Origin of the sequence: Halomonas sp. 7T, assembly GCF_025643255.1 — a bacterium.
Taxonomy (GTDB): domain Bacteria; phylum Pseudomonadota; class Gammaproteobacteria; order Pseudomonadales; family Halomonadaceae; genus Vreelandella.
In genome coordinates this window covers 1,226,501-1,248,197 of the sequence record NZ_CP087112.1, presented here as the reverse complement: position 1 = coordinate 1,248,197, position 21,697 = coordinate 1,226,501, and the positions used below count along the sequence as shown (strand labels likewise).

Genomic DNA, 21,697 nt, shown 5'->3' with positions numbered 1-21,697 from the left:
TCATCTGCTTTTAACGTCCGCATAGAGTAGCACAACTCAGCTACCCGCTGGGCGCACCGTCAGCGCTACTGAATCGGCCGTAACAGCGTGATAGTATGCAGATTGTGATTTTTTTACCCCTAGGGAAAGCCATTCTAATGACGCAACTGCCTGAGCCACGCGCAACAATCTCCAGCATCATCTCCCCCGAAGGAAGCTTAGAAGTCCTTTCGCAACATGAAGTCAATCGTCTTAAAAGCACGTCTAAAAGTGGCTTACACGATTTACTCCGCCGTTGCGCGCTAGCGGTGCTGAATTGCGGCAGCCCCACCGATGATAGCTTAGCTATTTTAGAAGCCTACAAAGACTTCGATATAGAGGTATTGCAGCAAGACCGAGGCATTCGCCTGAAATTAACCAACGCGCCCGCTGAAGCGTTTGTGGATGGCCGTATGATTCGCGGTATTCGCGAACACCTCTCTGCGGTCATTCGCGACATTGTCTACGTTTACAATGAAATTCAGCACCACAACCGCTTTGACCTCAATACCGGTGAAGGCACGACCAACGCGGTGTTTCACATTTTACGCAAGGCGGGCACCTTAAAGCCTGGCCGCGACCCAAGCCTTGTGGTGTGTTGGGGCGGGCACTCTATCTCCCGGGAAGAGTACGAATATTCGAAAGATGTTGGCTACCATCTGGGCCTTCGCGATTTAGATATTTGTACTGGCTGTGGCCCTGGCGCCATGAAAGGCCCGATGAAGGGCGCCAACGTTGCCCACGCCAAACAGCGCCGTAAAGATGGCCGCTACCTGGGCATTTCAGAGCCAGGCATCATCGCCGCCGAAGCCCCTAACCCTATCGTTAATGAACTCGTTGTCATGCCGGATATCGAGAAGCGCCTTGAAGCGTTTGTGCGTCTTGGCCATGGCATTATTGTTTTTCCTGGCGGTGTCGGTACCGCCGAGGAAATTCTCTATTTACTCGGTATTTTGCTGCATCCCAGCAACAGCGATACCCCCTTTCCGCTTATCTTCACCGGCCCTGCGAATTCAGCAGCCTACTTCCAGAAAATTGACGAATTCTTGGTTTATACCCTGGGTGAAGAGATCCGCCGCTATTACACCATCATTACCGGCGACCCCACGGAAGTGGCCCGTAGAATGCGCGATGGCATCGATAAAATTACTGACTTCCGCCGCAAACATCAGGATGCCTTTTACTATAACTGGCGCTTAACCATCGCCAGGGAGTTTCAGGCACCGTTTACGCCCACCCACGACGCCATGCGCGGGCTGGCCCTACACCGCCAACAGCCCACTCATGAGCTGGCCGCCCATTTACGTCGGGCGTTTTCAGGTATTGTGGCAGGCAACGTAAAAGAGGATGGCATTCGTGCGATTGAAGCACACGGCCCCTTTGAGCTAACCGCTGAACCGGAACTCATGCAGCGCTTAGATGAGCTGCTCACCTCCTTTGTGGCTCAAGGCCGCATGAAACTGGATGGCCAGCCCTACACGCCCTGCTACGTGCTTAAGTAATCGCATACAGATACAGCACAACGTAACGGCAGGTTTAGCGCTAACGCTTTACCTGCCTTTTTTAGGAACACGCATGTGATTATTGCTCTGCTAACGCTGCTTGCCGCAGGGGTTATTAAGGGGGCTATTGGCTCTGGGGTACCTGTGATTGTGATCCCCGTGCTAACAATGCTCTATGATGTAAAGCTTGCCATTGCGGTACTTGTGGCACCCAACTTGTTAAGCAATGCGCTACAAGTTTGGCAATACCGCCGTCACCTCTTGCCGATGCAATTTTTAGCCGCTTTTTCAATCGCCGGTGGGCTGGGCATTATGCTGGGCACCTGGGGCTTGGTTGTGCTCTCGCCAACCCTGCTCTCGCTAGGGGTCGCAGGCGCCATAGTGATGTATTTAGTCATTAAACTTGCCAAACGCACCATGGTGCTGCCCTTTGCTCTCGCCAAGCGCATCGTTTTGCCTGTCGGGCTACTGGCGGGAGTGCTACAAGGTGCGGCAGGCATGTCAGCACCCGCCTCGGTTACCTTTCTCAACGCTATGCGGCTAGAGCGTCCGGTGTTTATCGGCTCTATCTCGGTGTTTTTTGTGGCAATCACTTGCGTGCAAATTCCCGCGCTCTTGAGTACCGGTATTTTAACCCTAGAGCGCAGCGCATATAGCGTGGCCGCACTGCTAGTAATATTAGCGGCAATGCCCTTGGGTGCTCAGCTGGGTAAACGCCTGCCTCATCAATGGTTCGATAATTTAATTATGCTGTTATTGGCAGGCATTGCGCTAAAAATCATCATTGACGCCACGCTGTAAGATACCGCAGCCTGCAGGTATAAGCGTCATCGCTGAGCAGAGTCACCGTTAACCCGCTACACTGGTTCAGGTGATTAATAGCACCGTATGCTTCACTATGGAAAAGGAGAACCAGCATGCAAATGATTGACCAATTAAGGGACGGCAAGACCAAAGCATTTGCCAAGCACTGCTTTGAGAGCAGCACCCCAGAAGAGCTTGATGCCGCCGTCGAAGGCTCCCCCGATCAAGCGCAAATGGAACACTGGGGCATTACCGAAGGCCAGTGGGAAGAAGCCGTGAGCACTGCACTAGCAGACCATAAAGCCAAAAGTACTGGATAAAGCGCACCCAAAGCCCTGCTATTTAGTTAGTAGCAGGCTTTTTTTATGATCCAAGCGCTATTATCCCTGCCTACCTTGCTGCCATCACCTGCAAAACGAAGTTTCTAAAGCTTTATCTCTGACCCGCTTAATAACGCACGTCCCAACTAGTTGACGGCTCCGTGCTGTGGAGTGAGTACGCATTCCTCGACCCAGAAAACTAATCTAAATTTACATTCTATCCTCTTAATCAGCTATTATCGGTTAATCTACCCAATACTGTAAGCGCTATAAGCCTACACTTGGTCTATGGCTCTACTCATTGAAAGGCTGCCCAATGTCATTTTTTATCAAACCTACGTGTGTTGGTATCGCCACGTTAAGTCTTCTGGTCGCTGGCCCAAGCTTTGCTACCCCCGAGCGTCTTGAGGCGGAACTCACCGCGCTCTTCGCCGATGGCGAACTGCGTATTGGCGATGTCTCCAAAGCAGTGCTTCGAGACCGCTTCACCGCCGAAGACATTGTTTATGAATCACCAGAGGGTGAACGTCTTAAAATTGAGCGTTATATTGTTAGTGGCAACTACGACAGCCCTGACGAAGTACGCGTGGAAGGCATCAGGGTCGAAGACAGCCTGACAGAGCTGTTGCTCATGAGTATCGACAGCGCGGTATTTGGCGAGCCAGGCATGGCGGTTTTCAATGATGAGTCGATGCAACAAACACCTTTAAACCTGGCAAATTTGAGCATTGACAATATTGCCTTGGATCTTAACTCTGAGTTAGCGGGCGACTTCCTGTATGAATTAGGCATAGGCCCGGCGCCTGGACGTCTAGAAATTGCCGAAGTGCGCGGAGAACAACTCTCCGCAGATACCATCGGTATGCTGGAGTTCAGCGGCGTAGCGATGCAGGGAGAAGATTTAGGTGACTTAGGAAGCGGCTCTCTACTACTAGATCGGTTACGTATTGAAGCGCTTCATGGCATGCAAGGTGAACAGGACGAGCACCTCGGCGCTATGATCGTAGAAAACATGGCGATCGAGAGCGATACGCTAGTTGCCTCACTAGAGCGTCTAAAATTTGATGGCGATTTCAATGATGGTGAAGGCGGTGCCTGGATCGAAACACTGGAGCTTGATCTTAATCGTATGATTGCGCTTGCCCCTCCCTCTGAACGCACCAACATGCGCATGGTCAGCAATGTGCTTACCGATGGCAGTGGCACGCTTGCAGTGGATGCCCACTTTGAAGGCCTCTGGAAAGAGCAAGAGAGCCAAAGCGTATTGGGTGGGGACAGCCGCATCATGCTCCACGATGCAATAGGCTTGAACGTTAATTACGACATCCCCGTTGTGCTGCCTAAAAACACCACTCCCGTAGAGGCTTTGCGCGATACCCGCCTGCTGGATGCTGCAACACTGCTGGGTGGCGATGTGACATTAACACTGGATGATGAAGGTCTTCTCGCAAGGCTTGTTACATTAGGCGCGACGATGGAGGGCGTCTCAGAGGCACAGATTATTGAACAAGCCCGAACTCAAGCAAAAGGCTTTGGCATGATGTTCGGCCCTGAGGTTCAGTCTGTTCTGCTGGGAATGGTCGAGCTACTGGAAGGTAACGCCAGCCAACTGGTGCTGAACATCACCCTCCCTGCCGAGAGTAACTTAAACACCTACGCGCAAGATCCCCTGGGGCTACCCTCCCAGCTCTCACTTCAAGTGGAAACGCGCTAAAGCACCCGTCAGCGCATACACCTCATCCAACAGGGTAAAGTGTATGCGCTGCCAGCAGCTAAGCGCTTCACTAAAGTATTCCACTGCTTTCTTCAGAAAAACGAAAACCGCCGCTCGGAATAATCCGTAGCGGCGGTTTTCGTTAGAAACTTTTGGTCGGAGTGACAGGATTCGAACCTGCGACCTTTGCAACCCCATTGCAACGCGCTACCAAGCTGCGCCACACTCCGATGTCTTAATAAGCAATGTTGGTGTAGCTAACGTTTGCCTCAAGACGGTGCGTATACTAGCGTTTTATACGCCAAATGAAAAGCACTTTTTGCGCTTTCTTTTCAATCGCTTGCCGTTACGCGTGGTCGGCTGCTTTTAATAAGGACGCCATGGCGTCGTAAACCTTGGGGGTAGTTACTAGCAACTGCTCCGGGTAGAGGTCTGCCGGTACACCGTCAGGCACTTCGCTTAAATGCCCCACCCGCGCGCCTGCTTCGCGAGCAATGACCCAACCCGCCACAAAATCCCAGGGCGATACGCTTTCGTAGTAGGCATCTAAACGACCGCAGGCCACATCACACAAGTCCAGTGCCGCTGAACCATTACGGCGGACATCCTGACAGCCAGTGAGTACCGCTTCTAAGCGTGGCAGAAGTTTTTTACGCTGCTCTTTTTGATAGGGAAAGCCGGTACCTACCAGCGTGCTTTCAAGCGTCTCAGCGCCGCTCGGCTTAATAGACTGCTGGTTGCAGAATGCACCTAGCCCCTCTGCCGCGCTAAAGGTTTCACCTAAAAACGGCGCATGTATCACGCCTACTTTACCCACCCCCTGCTCCATCCAGCCGATTGACACCGCCACATGGCGCAGGCCCTGGGCAAAATTAACCGTGCCATCAATCGGGTCCACAACCCAGAGCTGCTCGGCGGGGGTATGCAGCGCACGCTCCGGGCTTAGCTCCTCGCTCAACCGTGCCTCCCCTGGGAAGTGCTCCTCCAGGCGCTGGCTAATAAGCGTATCTACGGCAACGTCTACATCGGTAACTAGCTCGATTCCTCCTTTCAGCCGCTGGCTAAACCCTTGCTGTTCTCGGGCATTACGAATCATCTGCCCAGCCTCTTCAGCAATCTCTATGGCCAGCGCCATCCGCGCTTCCAGGGTATAAACCGCCATGTTCGCTCCTCAGTGGGGTGTTTGTTGTTTCTCAGCATAAGCGTTGATCCATGGCATTACCATGACGCCCCGACACATGGGAACGGGTTAGCGCAAAGCATCCACCAACACATCGACCACCACCCGAGTCGCGGCTTCAATTAACACCACATCAGCGCCAACACGCTCCCATTCGTATCCCGGGTAACGGGGCAGCTCACGGGCAATGGGGCCGTCAAAGCGCTTAGCAATGCCGGGCGGCAAGGGCTTGCCCCGCTCTAAATTGCGCTGAATACCAGGGGGTAACGGTTCCGCACGGGGGGCATCGTGGCGGCGCAGTAAGCGCAACAGCTCGCGCTCGTTAATGCGCGGCAAATCCACATAACCATCGCGATGGGAACGACGGGAACCGCTTTCACGATGGCCGCCCTCACCGCCTCGGTGGCGCTCTGCCTGGGAAGCGTTATCACGGGCGCCGTGGGCGGGCGCATGGGCGGGTTGAGCCAACGCGGCGCTGCTTAGCAACAACGCGCTAGCGCCAATTAGCATAGAGCGTAAAAAGTGGTTCATAAAAAAAGCTCCACTGTGGTCAGGGAGCTTTAGTTTAGGTAACAAATAAGCAGGCAGTATGGAAGGTGGCTAGCTCGTTACTTTCACCCACGTACCATCCTGCTGTCTCTCATATGTTCCTGCTCCACCATTATTAGCTCTATATGCATCGCTGAACCTATCGCCGCCTGGAAAAGCATTTCCTTCTATGGTTGTAACATTAGCGCCAATTGTCACGCGATTAAGGTTTGAGTTATTGCTAAATGCACCCCAATCAATTCGGGTCAAGCTATCCGGCAAGCGTACCTCTGTTAATTCATTACTTTGGAAAGCACGGGCGTGTATTCGCGTTAAGTTGGATGCAGAATCAAACGACACCGATGTTAAGCCAGCATTTGCGAACACATCTTGATGAATTTGCTCAAGTGCCTGGCCTGAAAACGTCGCTGGAATCGCAATCTCTTTACGCTCCCCGGTATAATTTCCCTGTAAGCCAAGATTTAAGTTGTCATAATTCAACCCATCCAATTCTGAAATTGTATAAGGCCCTACCGTCGCTCGGCACTCACTTGGCACATGGCGAGGCAGCCCTTGGGTGAGTGAACACACCCAACCTTGGCTATCAGGCGTGAAGCGCAATGCAGGATCAACCCGAGCACCCGTCATGCGCGTTGTTACATCAATAGTACCTTCATCATTTACCGATAACGATGCAACATACTGGGCATCAAGCGCCACTTGGCTTTCTGGCATCGCAGATAACCCAGCCAATGCTTCCGTTACATCCAACTGATAAGGCCGTACAAGGCTAAGCGCCTCAGTCACTTTGCTACGAACCATATAGTCCCGATACTGTGGCACGGCAATCGCCGCCAATACGCCTATCACCGCCACCACTACCATCAGCTCAATCAGCGTAAAGCCGCGCGCATTTTTGGCCACGACTGGTCTCTCCCATCAAAAAAGGGGCCATAAGGCCCCTTATACAATATCATTATGTTAATCAGCGACAAGCAGAAGGCAAAAATGTATCACCTATGTCCTCGCTTGCGCATTGCCACCCTGAAATCTGCCCATTAGCGGAAGCGCTCGCATCACCTGCTGTAGCGGCAACGCCACCAATTAAAGGTGTAAAAGTGATTGTTTTACCATCATGGACGCCTGCATCAAAAGTGACGTTATAAGCACCATTTTGAGTCCCATTGAGCGCAACTTCGCCGATATACTGACCATTAAGAGCACCAGCAGAACCTTGGTTGAAGTTAGCGTTTCCGCCAGAAGAGGTGTAGCCGAGAAAAGAGCCATTTTCAGCGTAATAAACAGCAATATCTGTTCTTACACCTGCTGTTGCGGTAAACGCTTCTGCGGCTTGAGCACGTCCCACATAGTTTTGATACTGCGGCACGGCGATAGATGCCAGTACACCGATGATTGCCACCACAATCATTAGCTCAATCAGCGTGAAACCGCCTTGTTTGAGGTTGCGAAACGCATTTTTTGCAGTTGTCTGCATCTAAAATTCTCCCTAAGGATATCGCTTGGTAGGTATTACCAAGCAAAATTAATGTATATTAGTTACACTAGCTTACTCACAGTGATTTTTCAACTACATTTGGCCTACTACTTCAATCGTTTGTATGATCGTTTGCGCTTAGAAAAGCGTGGTGCCGCCAGTACCCTTAGTATGGTACAAGTAAGCGCATTCTGACCACTTTGCTACCACAGGTCGTGCATGTCTAAACCCTCTTTTGAATCGACACTTAGCCACGCGGCAGCTCACGGCGGCCTGCGTGGCATTGCCCAGCGGTTGGTTAAACACGGTGTGTTAAGCGATGCACAAGCGGCCACCGCACAGTCGACGGCCTCTGATCTCGAAATTTCGCTGCTTCAACACGTTATTGAAAGCGGGCTGGCCGACCCTGTTGCAGCTACAGTAGCAGCGGGATGGGAGTACGGCCTTCCGGTTATCGACCTTGAGGCGCTGCGCCTTACTACGCTGCCACCCGCCGCCGATTACCCCGTTAAAGTATTGCAAAGCCTTAACGTACTGCCCCTGGCCCGCCATGGCCACCGCCTAACCGTCGCGGTGCCTTATCCAGCAACGCTTACCCAGCTAGATGAGCTCCAGTTTGCCACAGGATTAAGCATAGAAGGTGTGCTTGCCCCGGTGGATCAAATCACCGTTGCACTCAATAACTATCTCGCTCAGAACGAACGCGGCATGCTGGATGAGCTGGATGGCATTGACGACGCGGTGAGTTCGTTAAACATTGTACAAAACAGTGACGGCAACGAAGTTCCTCTTGAGGAATCGTCGCAGAGTAGCGAAGATGCGCCCATCGTTAAGTTTGTTAATAAGATTTTATTAGACGCCATTCGCCAAAGGGCCTCTGATATTCATTTCGAGCCTTATGAAACGCTCTACCGCGTCCGTTTTCGCGTTGATGGCATGCTGATTGAAGTTGCTAGACCGCCCTTTGCCATGCGCCACCGTATTGCGGCTCGCCTTAAAATTATGGCCCGGCTGGATATTTCGGAGCGCCGTCTACCCCAGGATGGCGCGATAAAACTCAAGCTCTCGCGAACGCGCTCTCTCGATTTCCGTGTTAACTCGCTACCTACGGTATACGGTGAAAAGCTGGTGCTGCGGATTTTAGACCCTACGGCGGCTCAGCTAGGCATTGAGCAGTTAGGTTTCACCGATGAGCAGCGCGCTCTGTATGAACATACGCTTAAACAGCCCCAGGGCATGATTTTGGTGACAGGGCCAACCGGCAGCGGTAAAACTGTTTCGCTTTATACGGGGATTAATATCCTTAATAAAGTAGAGCGCAATATTTGTACGGCTGAAGACCCCGTAGAAATTAAAGTAGATGGCATTAACCAGGTAAACGTTCTGCCCAAAATCGGCCTCGACTTTGCCAGCGCCCTACGCGCCTTTCTTCGCCAGGACCCAGATGTGGTTATGGTGGGGGAAATACGCGACCTGGAAACAGCGGACATTGCGGTAAAAGCTGCCCAAACCGGCCACTTGGTGCTCTCTACGGTGCATACTAACTCGGCAGCCGAAACACTCACACGATTAGCCAATATGGGCGTTTCGTCCTTCAACATTGCAAGTGCCGTTAGTTTAATTATTGCACAGCGCTTAGCGCGTAAACTTTGCCACCATTGCAAAGAGCCCATTGAAGTACCGCGTAAGGCGCTTCAAAAAGAGGGGCTAAACAATGAGGAGATTAACCAAGCCACTCTATATAAAGCCATGGGTTGTAAACACTGCACCCAAGGTTACAAAGGGCGGATTGGTATCTATGAAGTTGTTCCCATTACAGAGTCGATGCGTCAGCTCATCATGCGCGATGCTAATTCGCTAGAAATTGACCAGCAGGCCCGCAGGGAGGGCTATCCCAGTCTCCATCGCAGCGGCCTATTAAAAGTCATGCAAGGTATCACCAGCCTTGAAGAGATTAACCGCGTAAGTAAGGAATAAGGCATGGCTAAACGTGCTCGTAGGCGCCAAACTCCCGCCATCAAATTATCGCGCTGGAAGTGGATAGGCAAAGGCCCCCAAAACAGAACGTTAAGCGGCGAAATGATCGGCCGCAGCAAAGCGGAAGTCACCGCCGAACTCGCCAAACAAAATATTGATATTCGGCGTATCAGTAAAAAAGGCAGCATTGGCGGCAACAGCCGCATCAACCCTAACGACATCATGGTGTTTGCCCGTCAAATGGCCACCATGATTCGAGCAGGCATCCCACTTTTACAAGCGCTGCAAGTAGTGGCTGAAAGCCTAAAAAAACCGGCCATGGTGGCCCTGATACAGCAAATGATGAGCGATGTGTCTTCTGGTTCTAGCTTCTCGGATGCGCTTCGCCAACACCCAAAACATTTTGATCGCCTGTTTGTTAACTTGGTAGATGCTGGTGAACAAGCAGGCGCCCTAGATCAAATGCTGGATCGCGTTGCCACCTATAAAGAGAAAGTAGAATCCTTAAAAGCACGTGTTAAAAAGGCGCTGTGGTATCCCACTGCGGTAATGGCGATTGGTATTGCGGTTACCATGCTGCTTCTGGTGAAAGTGGTACCTGAATTTGAAAGCATGTTTCAAAGCTTCGGGGCGGAACTACCTGCGCTTACGCAAATGACGGTAAATCTATCGGAGCTAGCGCAGCAGTATTGGTTGGCAGCATTTGGTGCGCTGGTAGCGGCCATATTCTTGCTTAAACAAGGCATTGAGCGCTCACCTAATATCGCTTACCGCATGCATGCATTACTACTTCGATTACCGATTATCGGCGACATCATGCACAAATCTGCGGTTGCGCGTTTTTCTCGCACATTGGCCACCACATTTTCTTCTGGTGTACCTCTGGTGGAAGGGTTAGACACAGCCGCCGGAGCAACCGGCAATAAGGTTTACGAACGCGCCGTGGTGCAAACCCGCCAAGACGTGGCGACGGGGCAGCAATTACATTTTGCGATGCGCATGACAAATCGTTTTCCAGCCCTGGCGGTTCAAATGGTCAGTATCGGTGAAGAGGCAGGCTCTTTAGATGCCATGCTGAATCGAGTGGCAGATTATTACGAAGAGGAAGTTGATAACAAAGTGGATGCACTCACATCGTTAATGGAACCCGTTATTATCGTTGTATTGGGTTTATTAGTCGGCGGTGTTGTCGTGTCCATGTACTTACCAATTTTCAATTTAGGCTCTGCGTTATAGCCGTTTTCTATATGCGCTGCCCACGGTGGCCTCTCCTATTTTCAGGCAGTTAAAAGGACATTTATGTATCTCCCTTCACCGCTCGAGTGGGCGCCTGCTCTTCTACTCGGGCTTTGTTTTGGCAGCTTTTTAAATGTGGTGATTACTCGTCTACCGGTCATGCTGATGAGGCGCTGGCGCAATGAAGCCCTAGCTTCGCTGGAGTTTCCGGCAGAAACAGCGCCCCGCTTTAATCTCGCAACGCCTGGTTCGATGTGCCCGCGCTGCGAGCATCCGATTGCGTGGCATGACAACTTGCCACTGCTTGGCTGGTTAAAACGGCGCGGCAAGTGCGCAAACTGCCAATCTCCCATTAGTGCACAGTACCCACTGGTTGAACTGATGGGCGGATTATTAGCGGTGGCCGTTGTGGCGCTTTATGGCACAACAGCAAGCGCCCTGTTTATTTATGCGGCCTGCTTAACGCTTTTGGCGCTGGCGGTTATCGATTTTCGTACGTATTTGCTGCCGGATATGTTGACCCTGCCCTTGCTCTGGGCGGGCTTGCTCTATCAGCTGCTCTTGCAACCTATTATGTTGCCCAGCGCGGTGATTGGCGCCATGGCCGGCTACTTAATCCTCTGGAGCTTTTACTGGCTATTTAAGCTATTAACGGGCAAAGAGGGCATGGGGTTTGGCGACTTTAAGCTGCTAGCGGCGTTAGGCGCCTGGGTCGGTTGGCCCATGCTGCCATTACTGTTGATCGTATCGGCAGGTATTGGCGCTCTTGTTGGCTTGGCGATGCAAGCCCGCTCTCCTCATTTGCGCGGCCAGCCGCTGCCTTTTGGCCCTTTCCTAGCACTGGCAGGGTGGGTTTGCTTACTAGCGGGCGATGAGCTGATGGCGCTCTATACATCGCTGATATATTAGCGTTGGTTATTTCGTCCACCTTACTGTGGCCAGCTATTATCTATGCTCATGACGATGAGCAGAGGCACTACTTAGGGAGCAGCCATGATTGTTGGGTTAACAGGCGGTATCGGTTCCGGTAAGTCTACCGTTGCTCGGGCGTTTGGTTCGCTGGGAATTGGCTGGGTAGACGCCGACGATGTGGCCAGGGAAGTCGTCATGCCTGGCGAACCAGCGCTAGCGGCTATCAGTAAACACTTCGGGGACGATGTACTACACGCTGACGGCACGCTAAACCGGTCAGCTCTGCGCAGCATTGTGTTTGATAACCCTGCCGAGCGCCAATGGCTGGAGTCGGTGACCCATCCTCGCGTGCGCGAACGCATTCTCGTACATCTAGAGCGCTTGCAGCGCCAATCACCGTATGTGCTGCTGGTATCGCCGTTGTTATTTGAGTCAGGCCAAGACAAGTTGGTGGACCGCACCGTTGTGGTCGATGTGCCCGTTGAGCTACAGCTTTCACGTACACGTGCGCGAGACGACGTGAGTGAGGCTCAAGTGCATGCTATTCTCGCCGCCCAGCTTCCCCGTAAAGAGCGCCTTATTAAGGCCAATGATGTTATTGATAACAGCGGGGACCATGCTTCGATGATGCAACAGGTAACGCAGCTTGATCAGCACTACCGAAGTAAACACTTCTAGCTCAAGGAGAGTTTTATGCCAACGCCCGCTAACGATGCACCGCTAGAGGTCGCTTGCCCTCAATGCAGCAAGCCAGTCGTCTGGAGCACAGAGAGCGCCTACCGCCCTTTTTGCAGCAAACGATGCCAGCTGCTTGATCTAGGCGCTTGGGCGGAAGAGTCTCACCGTATTTCGGGCGAATCCGCGATGGATGAAGCCGATTTGGAAACGCTGCTTGCCCAAGCGGATAGAGACGCCCCGCTCTCTTAGCCCATGAGTGTTCTGCCATGAACGATAATGCCCTGCCCGTTTACCACTTGCTGCATGAGCTGGATGCCCGTTTCGATGACTTGATGGCAGCTATAGATCATGCAGCCACTTATTATGAGCAGCAGCAATCAGCCACATGGCACTTTCAGCCCTACCCTGGGGGTAGGTCTTGGCTACGACAAGCCCTGCTCGATATGTGGCATCAGCAGGGCCAAGATGGGCGCGAGACGCGTAACTACATTGCGCTTATCGCAGCAGATGATGAATTACTTGAAAAGTTTACGGCGGTTAACCGCGCTAAAGCACACATTAGCGACCTGCTTCAGCATATTAAACAGGCACAGCCAAATACACTCAGCCAAGCCAAACACCGCTTGCCTCAACGCCACCCAGACGTGGATAACGTGCTGCGTCAGAGTGGCTTGGCGCGCTTGCACCTTAAGCAGTGTTGGCGGCACCTTCCTATTGCCCCAGCACCGGTATCGCGCGTTCGCTTTGCTTGGTATAGCAGTGGCCGCTCAATAAAAAAAATTACCGTACAAGAAGCAGAGCAAAAACTCTTGCAGCTAGATACCGACGCCGCTCATGTCCGCATTCAGCTAAACAAGTTAGCGGGCATTCCAAGCAGCGAGCCTCTCGCCCAGGTGCAATCGCAGGCGCCTTTGATGCGAGCCAACTTATTTTTCACTGAGCCTTTAGAAGATGGCCACACCCGACGCGCGATGAATGTCGCCCTACCGCTTATTGTGCCTAGCCAAGGTCAGCAGCTTCCTCATATTAAAATGCCGCCGCTTGAACCGCCTGCCCAACGAACCAGGGCTAAGCGACGCGATGAAAAATTAGAGCATGAAGCCTTTCTACCCAGCTTGCGTATTTACCGATACCGCTAGCCTGACAGCGGCGGTACTGTTTGCAACTCCCACCGCTCATAGGTGAGTAGCGTTTGAATCAGTTCGCTTAACTCACTTTCCGATAGATCATATTCGCTGATCAACGCCTTAACGCGTTCGTTGAACACTTGGTCGCGCTTTTCAGTCAGCGCTGCCTGGTCGTCAGCCTCTAGATCCGCCAGCGATCTGACAGGTGGCCCGGTGGGGATATCCATACTGTTATTGGGGTCATCCAGCTGACGCAGTGCTTGCGCAAAGGCGTCATCCAGCTCGCGGAATTTACGCAGCTTTTCACGCTCGTCCAGCTGTTTTTCAACCTTTTGATATTTCATTGGTATGTCATTTACACCTTATATAAAAGGGTCGATACGCCTGCTCAACAGATCTTTTGCCAAAAACTGTGCACAAACGCGTAAATCAACAGAGCAAACTTGCCTTTGCCACTCCTTAGCCGCATAAAGAGAGGGTTACCGCATTAGCATTACCTTAAGGTTCCCCATAGACTCGCAATTCTATTACGCAGGAAAGGTTGCTCTATTGATTGCTTGTCTACTTGTCACTGTCACGTAGCACCGAGAAGGTGCGTTACAGGTGAACAAAACCCCACCTGTAAATTACACGCAAAGGAGGCCAGATAATGTTCAACGAAATGACACGAGCTGAGATCTGGCTGCAGGACACACTCGATAAAACGCTGGGCATCGAAGACCTAGCCAACCACCTGGGTTACTCGTCATCTCAAATACGGCGCCAATTCCGTCAATGCTTTAATATATCGCCTAACGCCTATAGGGAAAAAAGACGTCTTGAGCACGCGGCTGTTTTGCTTTCGCTCACTTCTCAAAATATAGCGCATATTGCACTACGCTGCGGTTATCTTAACCACTCGTCTTTTTCACGCGCCTTTCAGCGGCGCTACGAGCTTACGCCGCGTAGCTATCGTTATGCGCTCAGCAGCATTCACGCTCTGCCACTTCCTAAGCAACAGTTTAAGACCACTATAGCGAGAAGCCAACCCAGACAAATTGTTCTCATGCGCCGGTACAATGCGCCAGAGCGCATTGATGGCTTAGGGCTAACCAAGTACCACACGAGCCAGCTGGAGTGCTTTCAAGCCCACTTGGAGCACGTTACCCCCGCTATTTCGCTACCAGACTTATTACCCGAGAAAGTAGAAGCACTTGAAGAGCCTTCCACTCACCAGATACGAACCGATGTAGGGCTTTACCTGGAGAGTAATGCGCAAACCAATCATCTGGCCTTACCCGCCGCTTATCGTCGCGTAGCCATCCCATCTCACTACTATGCCAAAACATGCTTTAAGGACTTTGCAGAGTTATCGCAAGCAATGACAGCAACGTTGATACAGCTACTGAGGGATCAGAAGCAGTTTCATATCAGTGGGGAAGCACCCAGGGTGCTTTGGCACCCAGATCATTTAGAGCTGCAAACACCGCTATTATCCTAACCAGCGATCGTCTAGCTCATAAAAAACAACGCGAGAATTAACCATCGTCGAAAACAAAACCGGCACTTCTGTTAAGAAATGCCGGTTTAAACTACTTAATCTTCCATGCGCACCAACCAAGACTCGACGGCCTCATCGCCATACTCATCTTTCCAATTACGCAGACCTTTATGGTTACCACCACGGGTTTCAATCACTTCGCCGTTGTGTGGGTTCTTATAAATTTTCAAACGACGCTTACGGCGTGAAGACGCTGCAGGCGCTTTAGCACTACGCTGATCTGAAGCAGGGTCTAACAGAGCAATTACATCCGCCGGGCGCTTTCCAAACTCATTCATCAATGCTTCTAGCTTCGCCTTAAACTCCAGCTCGCTTTTTAACCGCTGGTCACCTTCCAGGCGTTGAAGATCTTCCTGCAGTTGTTTCAGCTGCTGCTCTTTCTGGATATATTCATTTAAAAGTGACATAGGAGTTCCTTTTTTGCCAGGGTTTAACGTAGCGTAATTTTAACCGCATAAGGCATAGAGTGGGCAAGCTCAATACCCGTTAATTCAGGATGCGGACACATTATTGCCGTAAAAGTGTTAATTGACAACTAGTCTAGATGATTTTGTGGTATTTACTAATCAATTTTACAGACTTGCGTAAAACTTAAAAGTTCAGTGTTTTAAAATTAACAAGCAACAAACAGTTACTGAAAGCATGATGAATTACCGCTACTGAACCTAGCACAAGCCAAAAAAAACGCCGCCCTGTCGGGCGGCGCTTTTATAGGTAAGAGCTAATAAATTAGTCTTGACCCATCTGCTGCTTGATAAGATCACCGATAGTGGTCGGGCCACCTGCGGACTCGGGCTCTTGATCACGCAATTTCTTCAGGTTCTGACGAGTATCGTCTTGCTCTTTCGCCTTAACCGACAGGTTGATCTGACGGCTCTTACGATCGACGCTAACAATACGCGCTTCAACGCTATCGCCTTCGTTCAGAACGTTACGCGCGTCTTCTACGCGATCCGCACTGATTTCAGAGGCTTTCAAGATAGCGATAACATCGGTCGCCAGTTCAACGTGAGCTTCTTTAGCATCAACTTCAACGATACGGCCAGTTACGATGCTGCCTTTATCGTTAACAGACAGATATTCAGCAACCGGATCAGAATCCATTTGCTTGATACCTAAAGAGATGCGCTCGCGCTCTGGGTCGATAGAAAGGATGACGGCTTCAGCTTCGTCGCCTTTCTTGAAGTTACGTACCGCTTCTTCGCCCGTTTCTGTCCAAGAGATATCAGACAGATGAACCAGACCATCGATGCCGCCTTCAAGGCCGATAAAGATACCGAAGTCAGTGATTGACTTGATGGTACCTGAAACGCGGTCGCCCTTGTTGTATTCAGCGTTGAAGGTTTCCCATGGGTTAGCAGTGCACTGCTTGATACCCAGAGAAATACGACGACGCTCTTCATCGATATCCAGAACCATGACGTCAACATCGTCGCCCACTTGGACAACTTTAGACGGATGGATGTTTTTGTTGGTCCAGTCCATTTCAGAAACGTGAACCAGGCCTTCAACGCCTTCTTCCAGCTCAGCAAAGCAGCCGTAATCGGTCAGATTAGTGACCACAGCGTGAACTTTGGTGTTTTCCGGATAACGCTCTTTGATGTTGACCCACGGATCTTCGCCAAGCTGCTTCAGACCTAGTGAAACGCGGTTACGCTCACGGTCAAATTTCAGCACTTTAACGTTGATCTCGTCGCCAACAGCAACGATTTCAGACGGATGCTTGATACGCTTCCACGCCATATCGGTGATGTGCAACAGGCCATCAACACCGCCTAGGTCAACGAAGGCACCGTAGTCAGTCAGGTTCTTAACGATACCTTTAATCTGCTGACCTTCCTGCAGCGTTGCCAGCAGCGCTTCGCGCTCGGCACTGTTCTCAGCCTCAAGCACGGCACGACGCGATACAACAACGTTGTTACGCTTCGGATCAAGCTTGATGACTTTAAAGTCGAGCTCTTTGTTTTCCAGGTGCGCAGTGTCGCGAACCGGGCGAACATCAACTAGAGAACCTGGTAAGAAGGCACGAATAGAATCAACTTCGACGGTGAAGCCGCCTTTGACTTTACCGTTGATCACGCCTTTGATGACTTCGTCTTTCTCGAAGGCTGCTTCTAGAACCTTCCAAGCTTCTGCGCGCTTGGCTTTCTCACGGGACAGACGCGTTTCACCGAAGCCATCTTCAACGGCTTCTAGTGCAACGTGAACGTCGTCACCGATAGCGATGTTTAGTTCACCGTTTTCATCGCGGAATTGTGACGCCGGAATCTGACCTTCAGATTTCAGACCAGCGTTGACGGTAACCCAGTCACCATCAATGTCGACAACTTGAGCCGCGACGATGGCGCCTGGCTCCATGTTAATGTCGTTAAGAGACTGTTCAAACAGTTCAGCAAAGCTTTCGCTCATGGTTTTCCTACGTGATCAACGTTGTTGAGGCATAAATGCCTTCTCCGCACCACCAGCGAGTACGGGCCTAATGTCATTCAGCTTCTGGAGGTGTTAGCGCTGGTTAGACCTGACCGGGCTCACTGATATGAACGATCATATGAACTGCCGCCCTGCCACGTCGTGACACCTTTCCAAAAACGCCGCAAGGGAGAATCAAATGCCGCTTGCCATGCCACGCTGGGCCAGCAGATCGGTCAACCGTTCAACCACTTCCGGTATGCTCAGGCGTGTGGTATCAAGCGTTATGGCATCATCTGCCGGCTTGAGAGGGGCCACACTGCGCTGCGTATCGCGTGCATCGCGTGCCTGAATCTCCTTCAAAAGACTCGAAAGACTAGCATCCACCCCAGCTTCCTGCAACTGTTGATGCCGCCGATGAGCCCTCTCTTCCGCACTAGCGGTTAAAAAAATCTTCAGCGTGGCGTCTGGAAACACCACAGTTCCCATATCACGTCCGTCTGCCACAAGGCCCGGCGCTTGGCAAAAATCCCGCTGACGCTGAAGTAGCGCAGCCCGCACCTGTGGCAATGCCGCTACTTGTGAGGCGCGCTCCCCCGCCTGCTCGGTGCGGATGACTTTCCCAACCTCTTCACCCTCCAATAGCGTGCGCGGTTGGCCAGACTCTACCGGGAAAGCAACATCAAGCGTCGCTGCGATGCTTGAAAGCGCGGCTTCATCATCCAAGGCGACGTGATGCTTAACGGCCGCCTGCGCTGTCAATCGATAAAGCGCGCCACTGTCTAACAGGTGCCACCCCAAGCGCTCGGCCATCAGGCTACTAATCGTGCCTTTGCCTGCCCCACCGGGGCCATCAATGGTCAGCACGGGCACATTACGCGTCATTACAGCCCTCCACGCTAATGTTGACACCGATTCGCTGGGCGAGCTCGACAAAATCAGGAAACGAAGTCGCTACATTGGCGCAGTCATCAATAATGATCTCACTGCTTGCCCGAAGCGATGCCATCGCAAACGACATCGCAATACGGTGATCACCCAAGCTATCAATCCGCCCGCCGCCGTAGCTGGGCACCTGATCATTACCATTACCGACGATATCGATTCCATCCTCTACAACACGGTGCTCAACACCCAGAACAGCCAGACCATCGGCCATCGCCTGAATGCGGTCGGACTCTTTCACCCGCAGCTCTTCGGCTCCGCGCAGGCGCGTCGTGCCCTGGGCGTTGGCAGCTGCGACGAACAGCGCAGGAAACTCATCAATCGCCAGGGGCACTTGATCTACTGGGATATCAATCCCCGTTAGAGGGCGGTAGCGAATCCGAATATCGGCCACTGGCTCACCGCCCACTTCACGCTCGTTTTCAAGCGTTAAATCGGCCCCCATCAAGGTGAGGATATTAATCACGCCTATACGCGTTGGATTGATACCCACATGCGCTAGCGTAGTGTCAGAACCCGGCGTAATCGCTGCCGCGACGAGAAAGAAGGTCGCGGACGATATATCAGAAGGCACGTCGATAGGACCAGCGGTAAGTTTGCCACCGCCTTTCAACCAGCAAGTATCGCCTTCCCTACTCACTTCGTAGCCAAAGCCGTTTAACATGCGCTCGGTGTGATCGCGCGTTGGGGCTGGCTCACGTACTTTGGTCTCCCCCTCAGCGTATAAACCTGCCAACAGCAGGCAAGATTTTACCTGCGCGCTCGCCATGGGCATATCGTAATAAATGCCTTTAAGCGGAGCGCCACCTTTGATATTGAGCGGCGGGCGCCCGCCCTCTGCGGTATCAATAGTGGCGCCCATCAGACGCAGCGGATCTGCTACACGCCCCATGGGACGCTTGGTGAGAGACTCGTCGCCTGTTAGTTCGCTATCGAACGCCTGACCCGCCAGCAAGCCTGCAAATAAACGCATAGCGGTGCCGGAGTTTCCTACATAAATAGGGCCAGAGGGGGCTTTAAGCCCGTGCATGCCTACTCCGTGAATAGTGACGCGACCTTGGTGCGGCCCTTCGATCGCCACCCCCATCTCACGGAACGCCTGTAGCGTTGCCAAGCTATCCTCGCCCTCTAAAAAGCCCTTAACCTCTGTCACGCCCTCTGCAAGAGCGCCCAGCATGATAGAGCGGTGCGATATGGACTTGTCGCCCGGCACGCGTAATTGGCCTTGCGCCTGACCACCGGGACTCACCCGGTAGGTGATCTTACCCTCTGGTTGCATGTGATATTCCGCCTGATAACTAGTTTTATTTAGCAAGGTGTCAAAATAGTGGCGTGCATGGCTGGCACGGTCAAAGGTGGCAATCAGCGCATCGCTGTCGCCACGCTCAACGGCATCCCTTAAACGCGCAAGTCCAGCTTCAAAATCATCTAATGACGATAAAACGGCATCACGATTGGCAATAAAGATATCCCGCCACATAACCGGATCACTACCCGCAATGCGGGTAAAGTCACGAAACCCGCCAGCGGCATAACGAAAAATATCCAGCCGTTCATCTTGACGCGCCAGCGTGTCGACTAACGAGAATGCCAGCAAATGCGGCAGATGGCTGGTACGCGCCAGCACTTGATCATGACGCTCTACGCTCATCTGCAGCACTTGCGCGCCGCAGGCCTGCCATAGCGCCTCTACCCGGGCCAGCGCGTCTGCATTGACGTTTGGCTCCGGGGTAAGAATCACCTTATGGTTGGCATAAAGCACTGGATTTGCTGCTGCCACACCGCTCTTCTCAGAACCCGCAATAGGGTGCCCCAGCACCATATTGGACGGCACACAGCCAAAGACGCGTTCCGCACATTCACGAATGGTGGCTTTAGTGCTGCCGACATCGGTTATCGCTACATTACTTGCCGCAGTGGAGAGTTCTGCTGCAAGCGTTTGCATCACGCTCTCCGTGGCAAGCACTGGAACGGCAAGCACCACCATGGAAACATCCGACAACAGCCCAGAAAGCTGGGTGTCACCCGCGTCAATCAGCCCCATCTCTATGCCAAGGGCCACTTCGCTCGCATTAGGATCGCAAGCGATGATTTCTCCCTTGAAGCCTGAAGCTCGAAGCCCCGCCGCCAATGACCCCCCGATAAGACCCAGCCCAACGATCAGTAATCGTGGCTCCCGGCATACTGCCTGTGTACTCATATTGGGCAGCCGCGCTGTCACAGAACGCCCTGGGGGTAAGAGCCTAATACACGTAACTCTGAGGCGCGCAGTTTAACTTCTTCAAGCACGGCCGCCACTTGGGGCTCATCACGGTGGCCTTTAAAGTCAATAAAGAACACGTAGTTCCATGCCCCTGTCCGCGAAGGGCGCGTTTCAATACGCGTCAAATCGATTTTGTGACGATGAAATGGTTCTAATAGGTCATGCAGCGCGCCGGGCTGGTTGCGCATCGCCACGACAATGGATGTTTTATCTTCACCCGACAGCGGTACATCTTGGTTGCCGATGATCAAAAAGCGCGTTGAGTTATCAGGGCGGTCTTCAATCTTGTCGGCAATACGCTCAAGTCCGTAGAGCTTAGCAGCCATATCACCGGCGATCGCGGCGCTATGCCATTCAGTTTTCACCAACTTAGCGGCTTCCGCATTGGAGGACACCGGCACTCGTTCAGCATGAGGATAGTGAGCATCCAGCCATTTGCGGCATTGGCCAAATGATTGGGGGTGAGAGTAAATTCTTGAGACCTTATCTTTACGGGTCGTCTCACTAATCAGCAGATGGTGATGAATACGCAGCACCACTTCACCGCAAATTTTGATGGAAGAGTCCATAAACGTATCGAGGGTATGGTTAACCACGCCCTCGGTTGAGTTCTCAACCGGTACCACGCCGTAGTTAACCGCGCCTGCTTCTACTTCACGGAACACTTCATCGATCGCCGCCATGGGCAGGCTAACCGCACTCTCACCAAAGTGCTTGAGCGCTGCCTGCTGGGTAAACGTTCCCTCTGGGCCGAGGTAGGCGACTTTGACAGGCTGTTCAAGCGCCAGACACGCCGACATGATTTCACGAAATAGCCGCGCCATCTCCTCAGCGTCCAGCGGGCCTGAGTTAAGTGCCATAATCCGGCGCAATACCTGCGCTTCGCGCTCAGGGCGATAAAATACGGCATCTTTATCTTCAGCTAGCTTAACGTGGGCGACCTGCTGCGCACAGCTTGCCCGCTCACTTATCAAGCGCAATATATCGCCATCTAACTGGTCGATACGTTGACGTAATTCGTCCAAAACAATCGGCGTATCGGACATGAT

At 52.2% G+C, this 21,697-nt stretch carries 21 protein-coding genes and 1 tRNA gene; 11 read left to right on the top strand and 11 right to left on the bottom strand.

Going from position 1 to position 21,697, the window contains the following annotated elements:
• The first annotated feature begins 137 nt into the window (after positions 1-137).
• The 4 genes from ppnN to LOS15_RS05690 all read left to right on the top strand — a co-directional run bounded on the left by ppnN (position 138) and on the right by LOS15_RS05690 (position 4,358).
• A complete protein-coding gene (gene ppnN / locus LOS15_RS05705; protein ID WP_317629636.1) occupies positions 138-1,520 on the top strand; it encodes a nucleotide 5'-monophosphate nucleosidase PpnN in 1,383 nt (460 codons plus the stop codon).
• Between the two features lie 75 nt (positions 1,521-1,595).
• Entirely contained in the window at positions 1,596-2,321 is a 726-nt protein-coding gene (locus tag LOS15_RS05700; RefSeq protein WP_263068712.1) for a sulfite exporter TauE/SafE family protein, read from the top strand.
• 116 nt (positions 2,322-2,437) lie between these two features.
• Complete coding sequence (locus LOS15_RS05695; RefSeq protein ID WP_263068710.1) at positions 2,438-2,644, top strand: hypothetical protein; 207 nt, start codon at positions 2,438-2,440, stop codon at positions 2,642-2,644.
• Positions 2,645-2,960: 316 nt separating this feature from the next.
• Positions 2,961-4,358, top strand: coding sequence for a hypothetical protein (locus tag LOS15_RS05690; protein WP_263068708.1), 1,398 nt, complete (start codon positions 2,961-2,963; stop codon positions 4,356-4,358).
• Positions 4,359-4,511: 153 nt separating this feature from the next.
• Here LOS15_RS05690 and LOS15_RS05685 read toward each other — a convergent pair.
• The 5 genes from LOS15_RS05685 to LOS15_RS05660 form a co-directional block, all read right to left on the bottom strand.
• Positions 4,512-4,588 (bottom strand) — tRNA-Pro (locus tag LOS15_RS05685).
• Positions 4,589-4,704: 116 nt separating this feature from the next.
• Positions 4,705-5,520 (bottom strand): inositol monophosphatase family protein, encoded by an 816-nt coding sequence (locus tag LOS15_RS05680; RefSeq protein ID WP_263068707.1) that lies wholly within the window; start codon positions 5,518-5,520, stop codon positions 4,705-4,707.
• Between the two features lie 87 nt (positions 5,521-5,607).
• Positions 5,608-6,069: an anti-virulence regulator CigR family protein gene (locus tag LOS15_RS05675; RefSeq protein WP_263068705.1), complete on the bottom strand. Its 462-nt coding sequence runs from the start codon at positions 6,067-6,069 to the stop codon at positions 5,608-5,610.
• A gap of 69 nt (positions 6,070-6,138) precedes the next feature.
• Positions 6,139-6,990 carry a leucine-rich repeat protein gene (locus tag LOS15_RS05670; protein WP_317629635.1) on the bottom strand — a complete coding sequence of 284 codons (852 nt, stop codon included), beginning with the start codon at positions 6,988-6,990 and terminating at the stop codon, positions 6,139-6,141.
• A 61-nt stretch (positions 6,991-7,051) separates the two neighbouring features.
• Positions 7,052-7,561, bottom strand: a complete 510-nt coding sequence (locus LOS15_RS05660; protein WP_317629634.1) for a pilin — start codon at positions 7,559-7,561, stop codon at positions 7,052-7,054.
• Between the two features lie 219 nt (positions 7,562-7,780).
• Between LOS15_RS05660 and pilB the strand changes: the two genes are divergently transcribed.
• From pilB to LOS15_RS05625, 6 genes are all read left to right on the top strand, one after another.
• On the top strand, positions 7,781-9,538 hold the full coding sequence (gene pilB, locus LOS15_RS05650) for a type IV-A pilus assembly ATPase PilB (RefSeq protein ID WP_263068704.1): 1,758 nt from the start codon (positions 7,781-7,783) through the stop codon (positions 9,536-9,538).
• Between the two features lie 3 nt (positions 9,539-9,541).
• A complete protein-coding gene (locus LOS15_RS05645; RefSeq protein WP_263068703.1) occupies positions 9,542-10,774 on the top strand; it encodes a type II secretion system F family protein in 1,233 nt (410 codons plus the stop codon).
• A 63-nt stretch (positions 10,775-10,837) separates the two neighbouring features.
• Positions 10,838-11,683 carry a prepilin peptidase gene (locus tag LOS15_RS05640; RefSeq protein WP_263068702.1) on the top strand — a complete coding sequence of 282 codons (846 nt, stop codon included), beginning with the start codon at positions 10,838-10,840 and terminating at the stop codon, positions 11,681-11,683.
• A gap of 84 nt (positions 11,684-11,767) precedes the next feature.
• Complete coding sequence (gene coaE, locus LOS15_RS05635) at positions 11,768-12,364, top strand: dephospho-CoA kinase (RefSeq protein ID WP_263068701.1); 597 nt, start codon at positions 11,768-11,770, stop codon at positions 12,362-12,364.
• Positions 12,365-12,379: 15 nt separating this feature from the next.
• Positions 12,380-12,613 carry a DNA gyrase inhibitor YacG gene (gene yacG, locus LOS15_RS05630; protein ID WP_263068699.1) on the top strand — a complete coding sequence of 78 codons (234 nt, stop codon included), beginning with the start codon at positions 12,380-12,382 and terminating at the stop codon, positions 12,611-12,613.
• 17 nt (positions 12,614-12,630) lie between these two features.
• The gene (locus tag LOS15_RS05625; RefSeq protein ID WP_263068697.1) at positions 12,631-13,503 is read left to right on the top strand and encodes a DNA replication terminus site-binding protein; all 873 of its coding nucleotides are present in this window, start codon (positions 12,631-12,633) and stop codon (positions 13,501-13,503) included.
• Here LOS15_RS05625 and LOS15_RS05620 read toward each other — a convergent pair.
• A complete protein-coding gene (locus LOS15_RS05620; protein ID WP_263068696.1) occupies positions 13,500-13,835 on the bottom strand; it encodes a hypothetical protein in 336 nt (111 codons plus the stop codon). The genes LOS15_RS05625 and LOS15_RS05620 overlap by 4 nt on opposite strands.
• Before the next feature lie 305 nt (positions 13,836-14,140).
• Between LOS15_RS05620 and LOS15_RS05615 the strand changes: the two genes are divergently transcribed.
• Positions 14,141-14,971, top strand: a complete 831-nt coding sequence (locus LOS15_RS05615; protein WP_263068695.1) for a helix-turn-helix transcriptional regulator — start codon at positions 14,141-14,143, stop codon at positions 14,969-14,971.
• Positions 14,972-15,066: 95 nt separating this feature from the next.
• Here the strand turns inward: LOS15_RS05615 and LOS15_RS05610 are convergent, their stop codons facing one another.
• From LOS15_RS05610 to pheA, 5 genes are all read right to left on the bottom strand, one after another.
• Positions 15,067-15,438 (bottom strand): histone-like nucleoid-structuring protein, MvaT/MvaU family, encoded by a 372-nt coding sequence (locus tag LOS15_RS05610; protein WP_263068692.1) that lies wholly within the window; start codon positions 15,436-15,438, stop codon positions 15,067-15,069.
• 322 nt (positions 15,439-15,760) lie between these two features.
• Complete coding sequence (gene rpsA / locus LOS15_RS05605) at positions 15,761-17,440, bottom strand: 30S ribosomal protein S1 (RefSeq protein WP_263068691.1); 1,680 nt, start codon at positions 17,438-17,440, stop codon at positions 15,761-15,763.
• Between the two features lie 195 nt (positions 17,441-17,635).
• The gene (cmk, locus tag LOS15_RS05600; RefSeq protein ID WP_263068689.1) at positions 17,636-18,325 is read right to left on the bottom strand and encodes a (d)CMP kinase; all 690 of its coding nucleotides are present in this window, start codon (positions 18,323-18,325) and stop codon (positions 17,636-17,638) included.
• A complete protein-coding gene (locus LOS15_RS05595) occupies positions 18,315-20,585 on the bottom strand; it encodes a bifunctional prephenate dehydrogenase/3-phosphoshikimate 1-carboxyvinyltransferase (protein ID WP_263068688.1) in 2,271 nt (756 codons plus the stop codon). Before LOS15_RS05595 ends, cmk begins: the two co-directional genes overlap by 11 nt.
• A gap of 17 nt (positions 20,586-20,602) precedes the next feature.
• Positions 20,603-21,694: a prephenate dehydratase gene (gene pheA, locus LOS15_RS05590; RefSeq protein ID WP_263068687.1), complete on the bottom strand. Its 1,092-nt coding sequence runs from the start codon at positions 21,692-21,694 to the stop codon at positions 20,603-20,605.
• Positions 21,695-21,697 lie beyond the last annotated feature (3 nt).

Excerpts from the sequence above, each read along its gene's own strand:
- ppnN (WP_317629636.1), top strand. The coding sequence starts at position 138 with ATGACGCAACTGCCTGAGCCACGCGCAACAATCTCCAGCATCATCTCC.
- LOS15_RS05680 (WP_263068707.1), bottom strand. The coding sequence starts at position 5,520 with ATGGCGGTTTATACCCTGGAAGCGCGGATGGCGCTGGCCATAGAGATT.
- yacG (WP_263068699.1), top strand. The coding sequence starts at position 12,380 with ATGCCAACGCCCGCTAACGATGCACCGCTAGAGGTCGCTTGCCCTCAA.
- LOS15_RS05620 (WP_263068696.1), bottom strand. The coding sequence starts at position 13,835 with ATGAAATATCAAAAGGTTGAAAAACAGCTGGACGAGCGTGAAAAGCTG.
- LOS15_RS05640 (WP_263068702.1), top strand. The coding sequence starts at position 10,838 with ATGTATCTCCCTTCACCGCTCGAGTGGGCGCCTGCTCTTCTACTCGGG.
- cmk (WP_263068689.1), bottom strand. The coding sequence starts at position 18,325 with ATGACGCGTAATGTGCCCGTGCTGACCATTGATGGCCCCGGTGGGGCA.
- coaE (WP_263068701.1), top strand. The coding sequence starts at position 11,768 with ATGATTGTTGGGTTAACAGGCGGTATCGGTTCCGGTAAGTCTACCGTT.
- LOS15_RS05675 (WP_263068705.1), bottom strand. The coding sequence starts at position 6,069 with ATGAACCACTTTTTACGCTCTATGCTAATTGGCGCTAGCGCGTTGTTG.
- pilB (WP_263068704.1), top strand. The coding sequence starts at position 7,781 with ATGTCTAAACCCTCTTTTGAATCGACACTTAGCCACGCGGCAGCTCAC.
- rpsA (WP_263068691.1), bottom strand. The coding sequence starts at position 17,440 with ATGAGCGAAAGCTTTGCTGAACTGTTTGAACAGTCTCTTAACGACATT.
- LOS15_RS05625 (WP_263068697.1), top strand. The coding sequence starts at position 12,631 with ATGAACGATAATGCCCTGCCCGTTTACCACTTGCTGCATGAGCTGGAT.
- LOS15_RS05695 (WP_263068710.1), top strand. The coding sequence starts at position 2,438 with ATGCAAATGATTGACCAATTAAGGGACGGCAAGACCAAAGCATTTGCC.
- LOS15_RS05645 (WP_263068703.1), top strand. The coding sequence starts at position 9,542 with ATGGCTAAACGTGCTCGTAGGCGCCAAACTCCCGCCATCAAATTATCG.
- LOS15_RS05660 (WP_317629634.1), bottom strand. The coding sequence starts at position 7,561 with ATGCAGACAACTGCAAAAAATGCGTTTCGCAACCTCAAACAAGGCGGT.
- pheA (WP_263068687.1), bottom strand. The coding sequence starts at position 21,694 with ATGTCCGATACGCCGATTGTTTTGGACGAATTACGTCAACGTATCGAC.
- LOS15_RS05595 (WP_263068688.1), bottom strand. The coding sequence starts at position 20,585 with ATGAGTACACAGGCAGTATGCCGGGAGCCACGATTACTGATCGTTGGG.
- LOS15_RS05610 (WP_263068692.1), bottom strand. The coding sequence starts at position 15,438 with ATGTCACTTTTAAATGAATATATCCAGAAAGAGCAGCAGCTGAAACAA.
- LOS15_RS05690 (WP_263068708.1), top strand. The coding sequence starts at position 2,961 with ATGTCATTTTTTATCAAACCTACGTGTGTTGGTATCGCCACGTTAAGT.
- LOS15_RS05615 (WP_263068695.1), top strand. The coding sequence starts at position 14,141 with ATGTTCAACGAAATGACACGAGCTGAGATCTGGCTGCAGGACACACTC.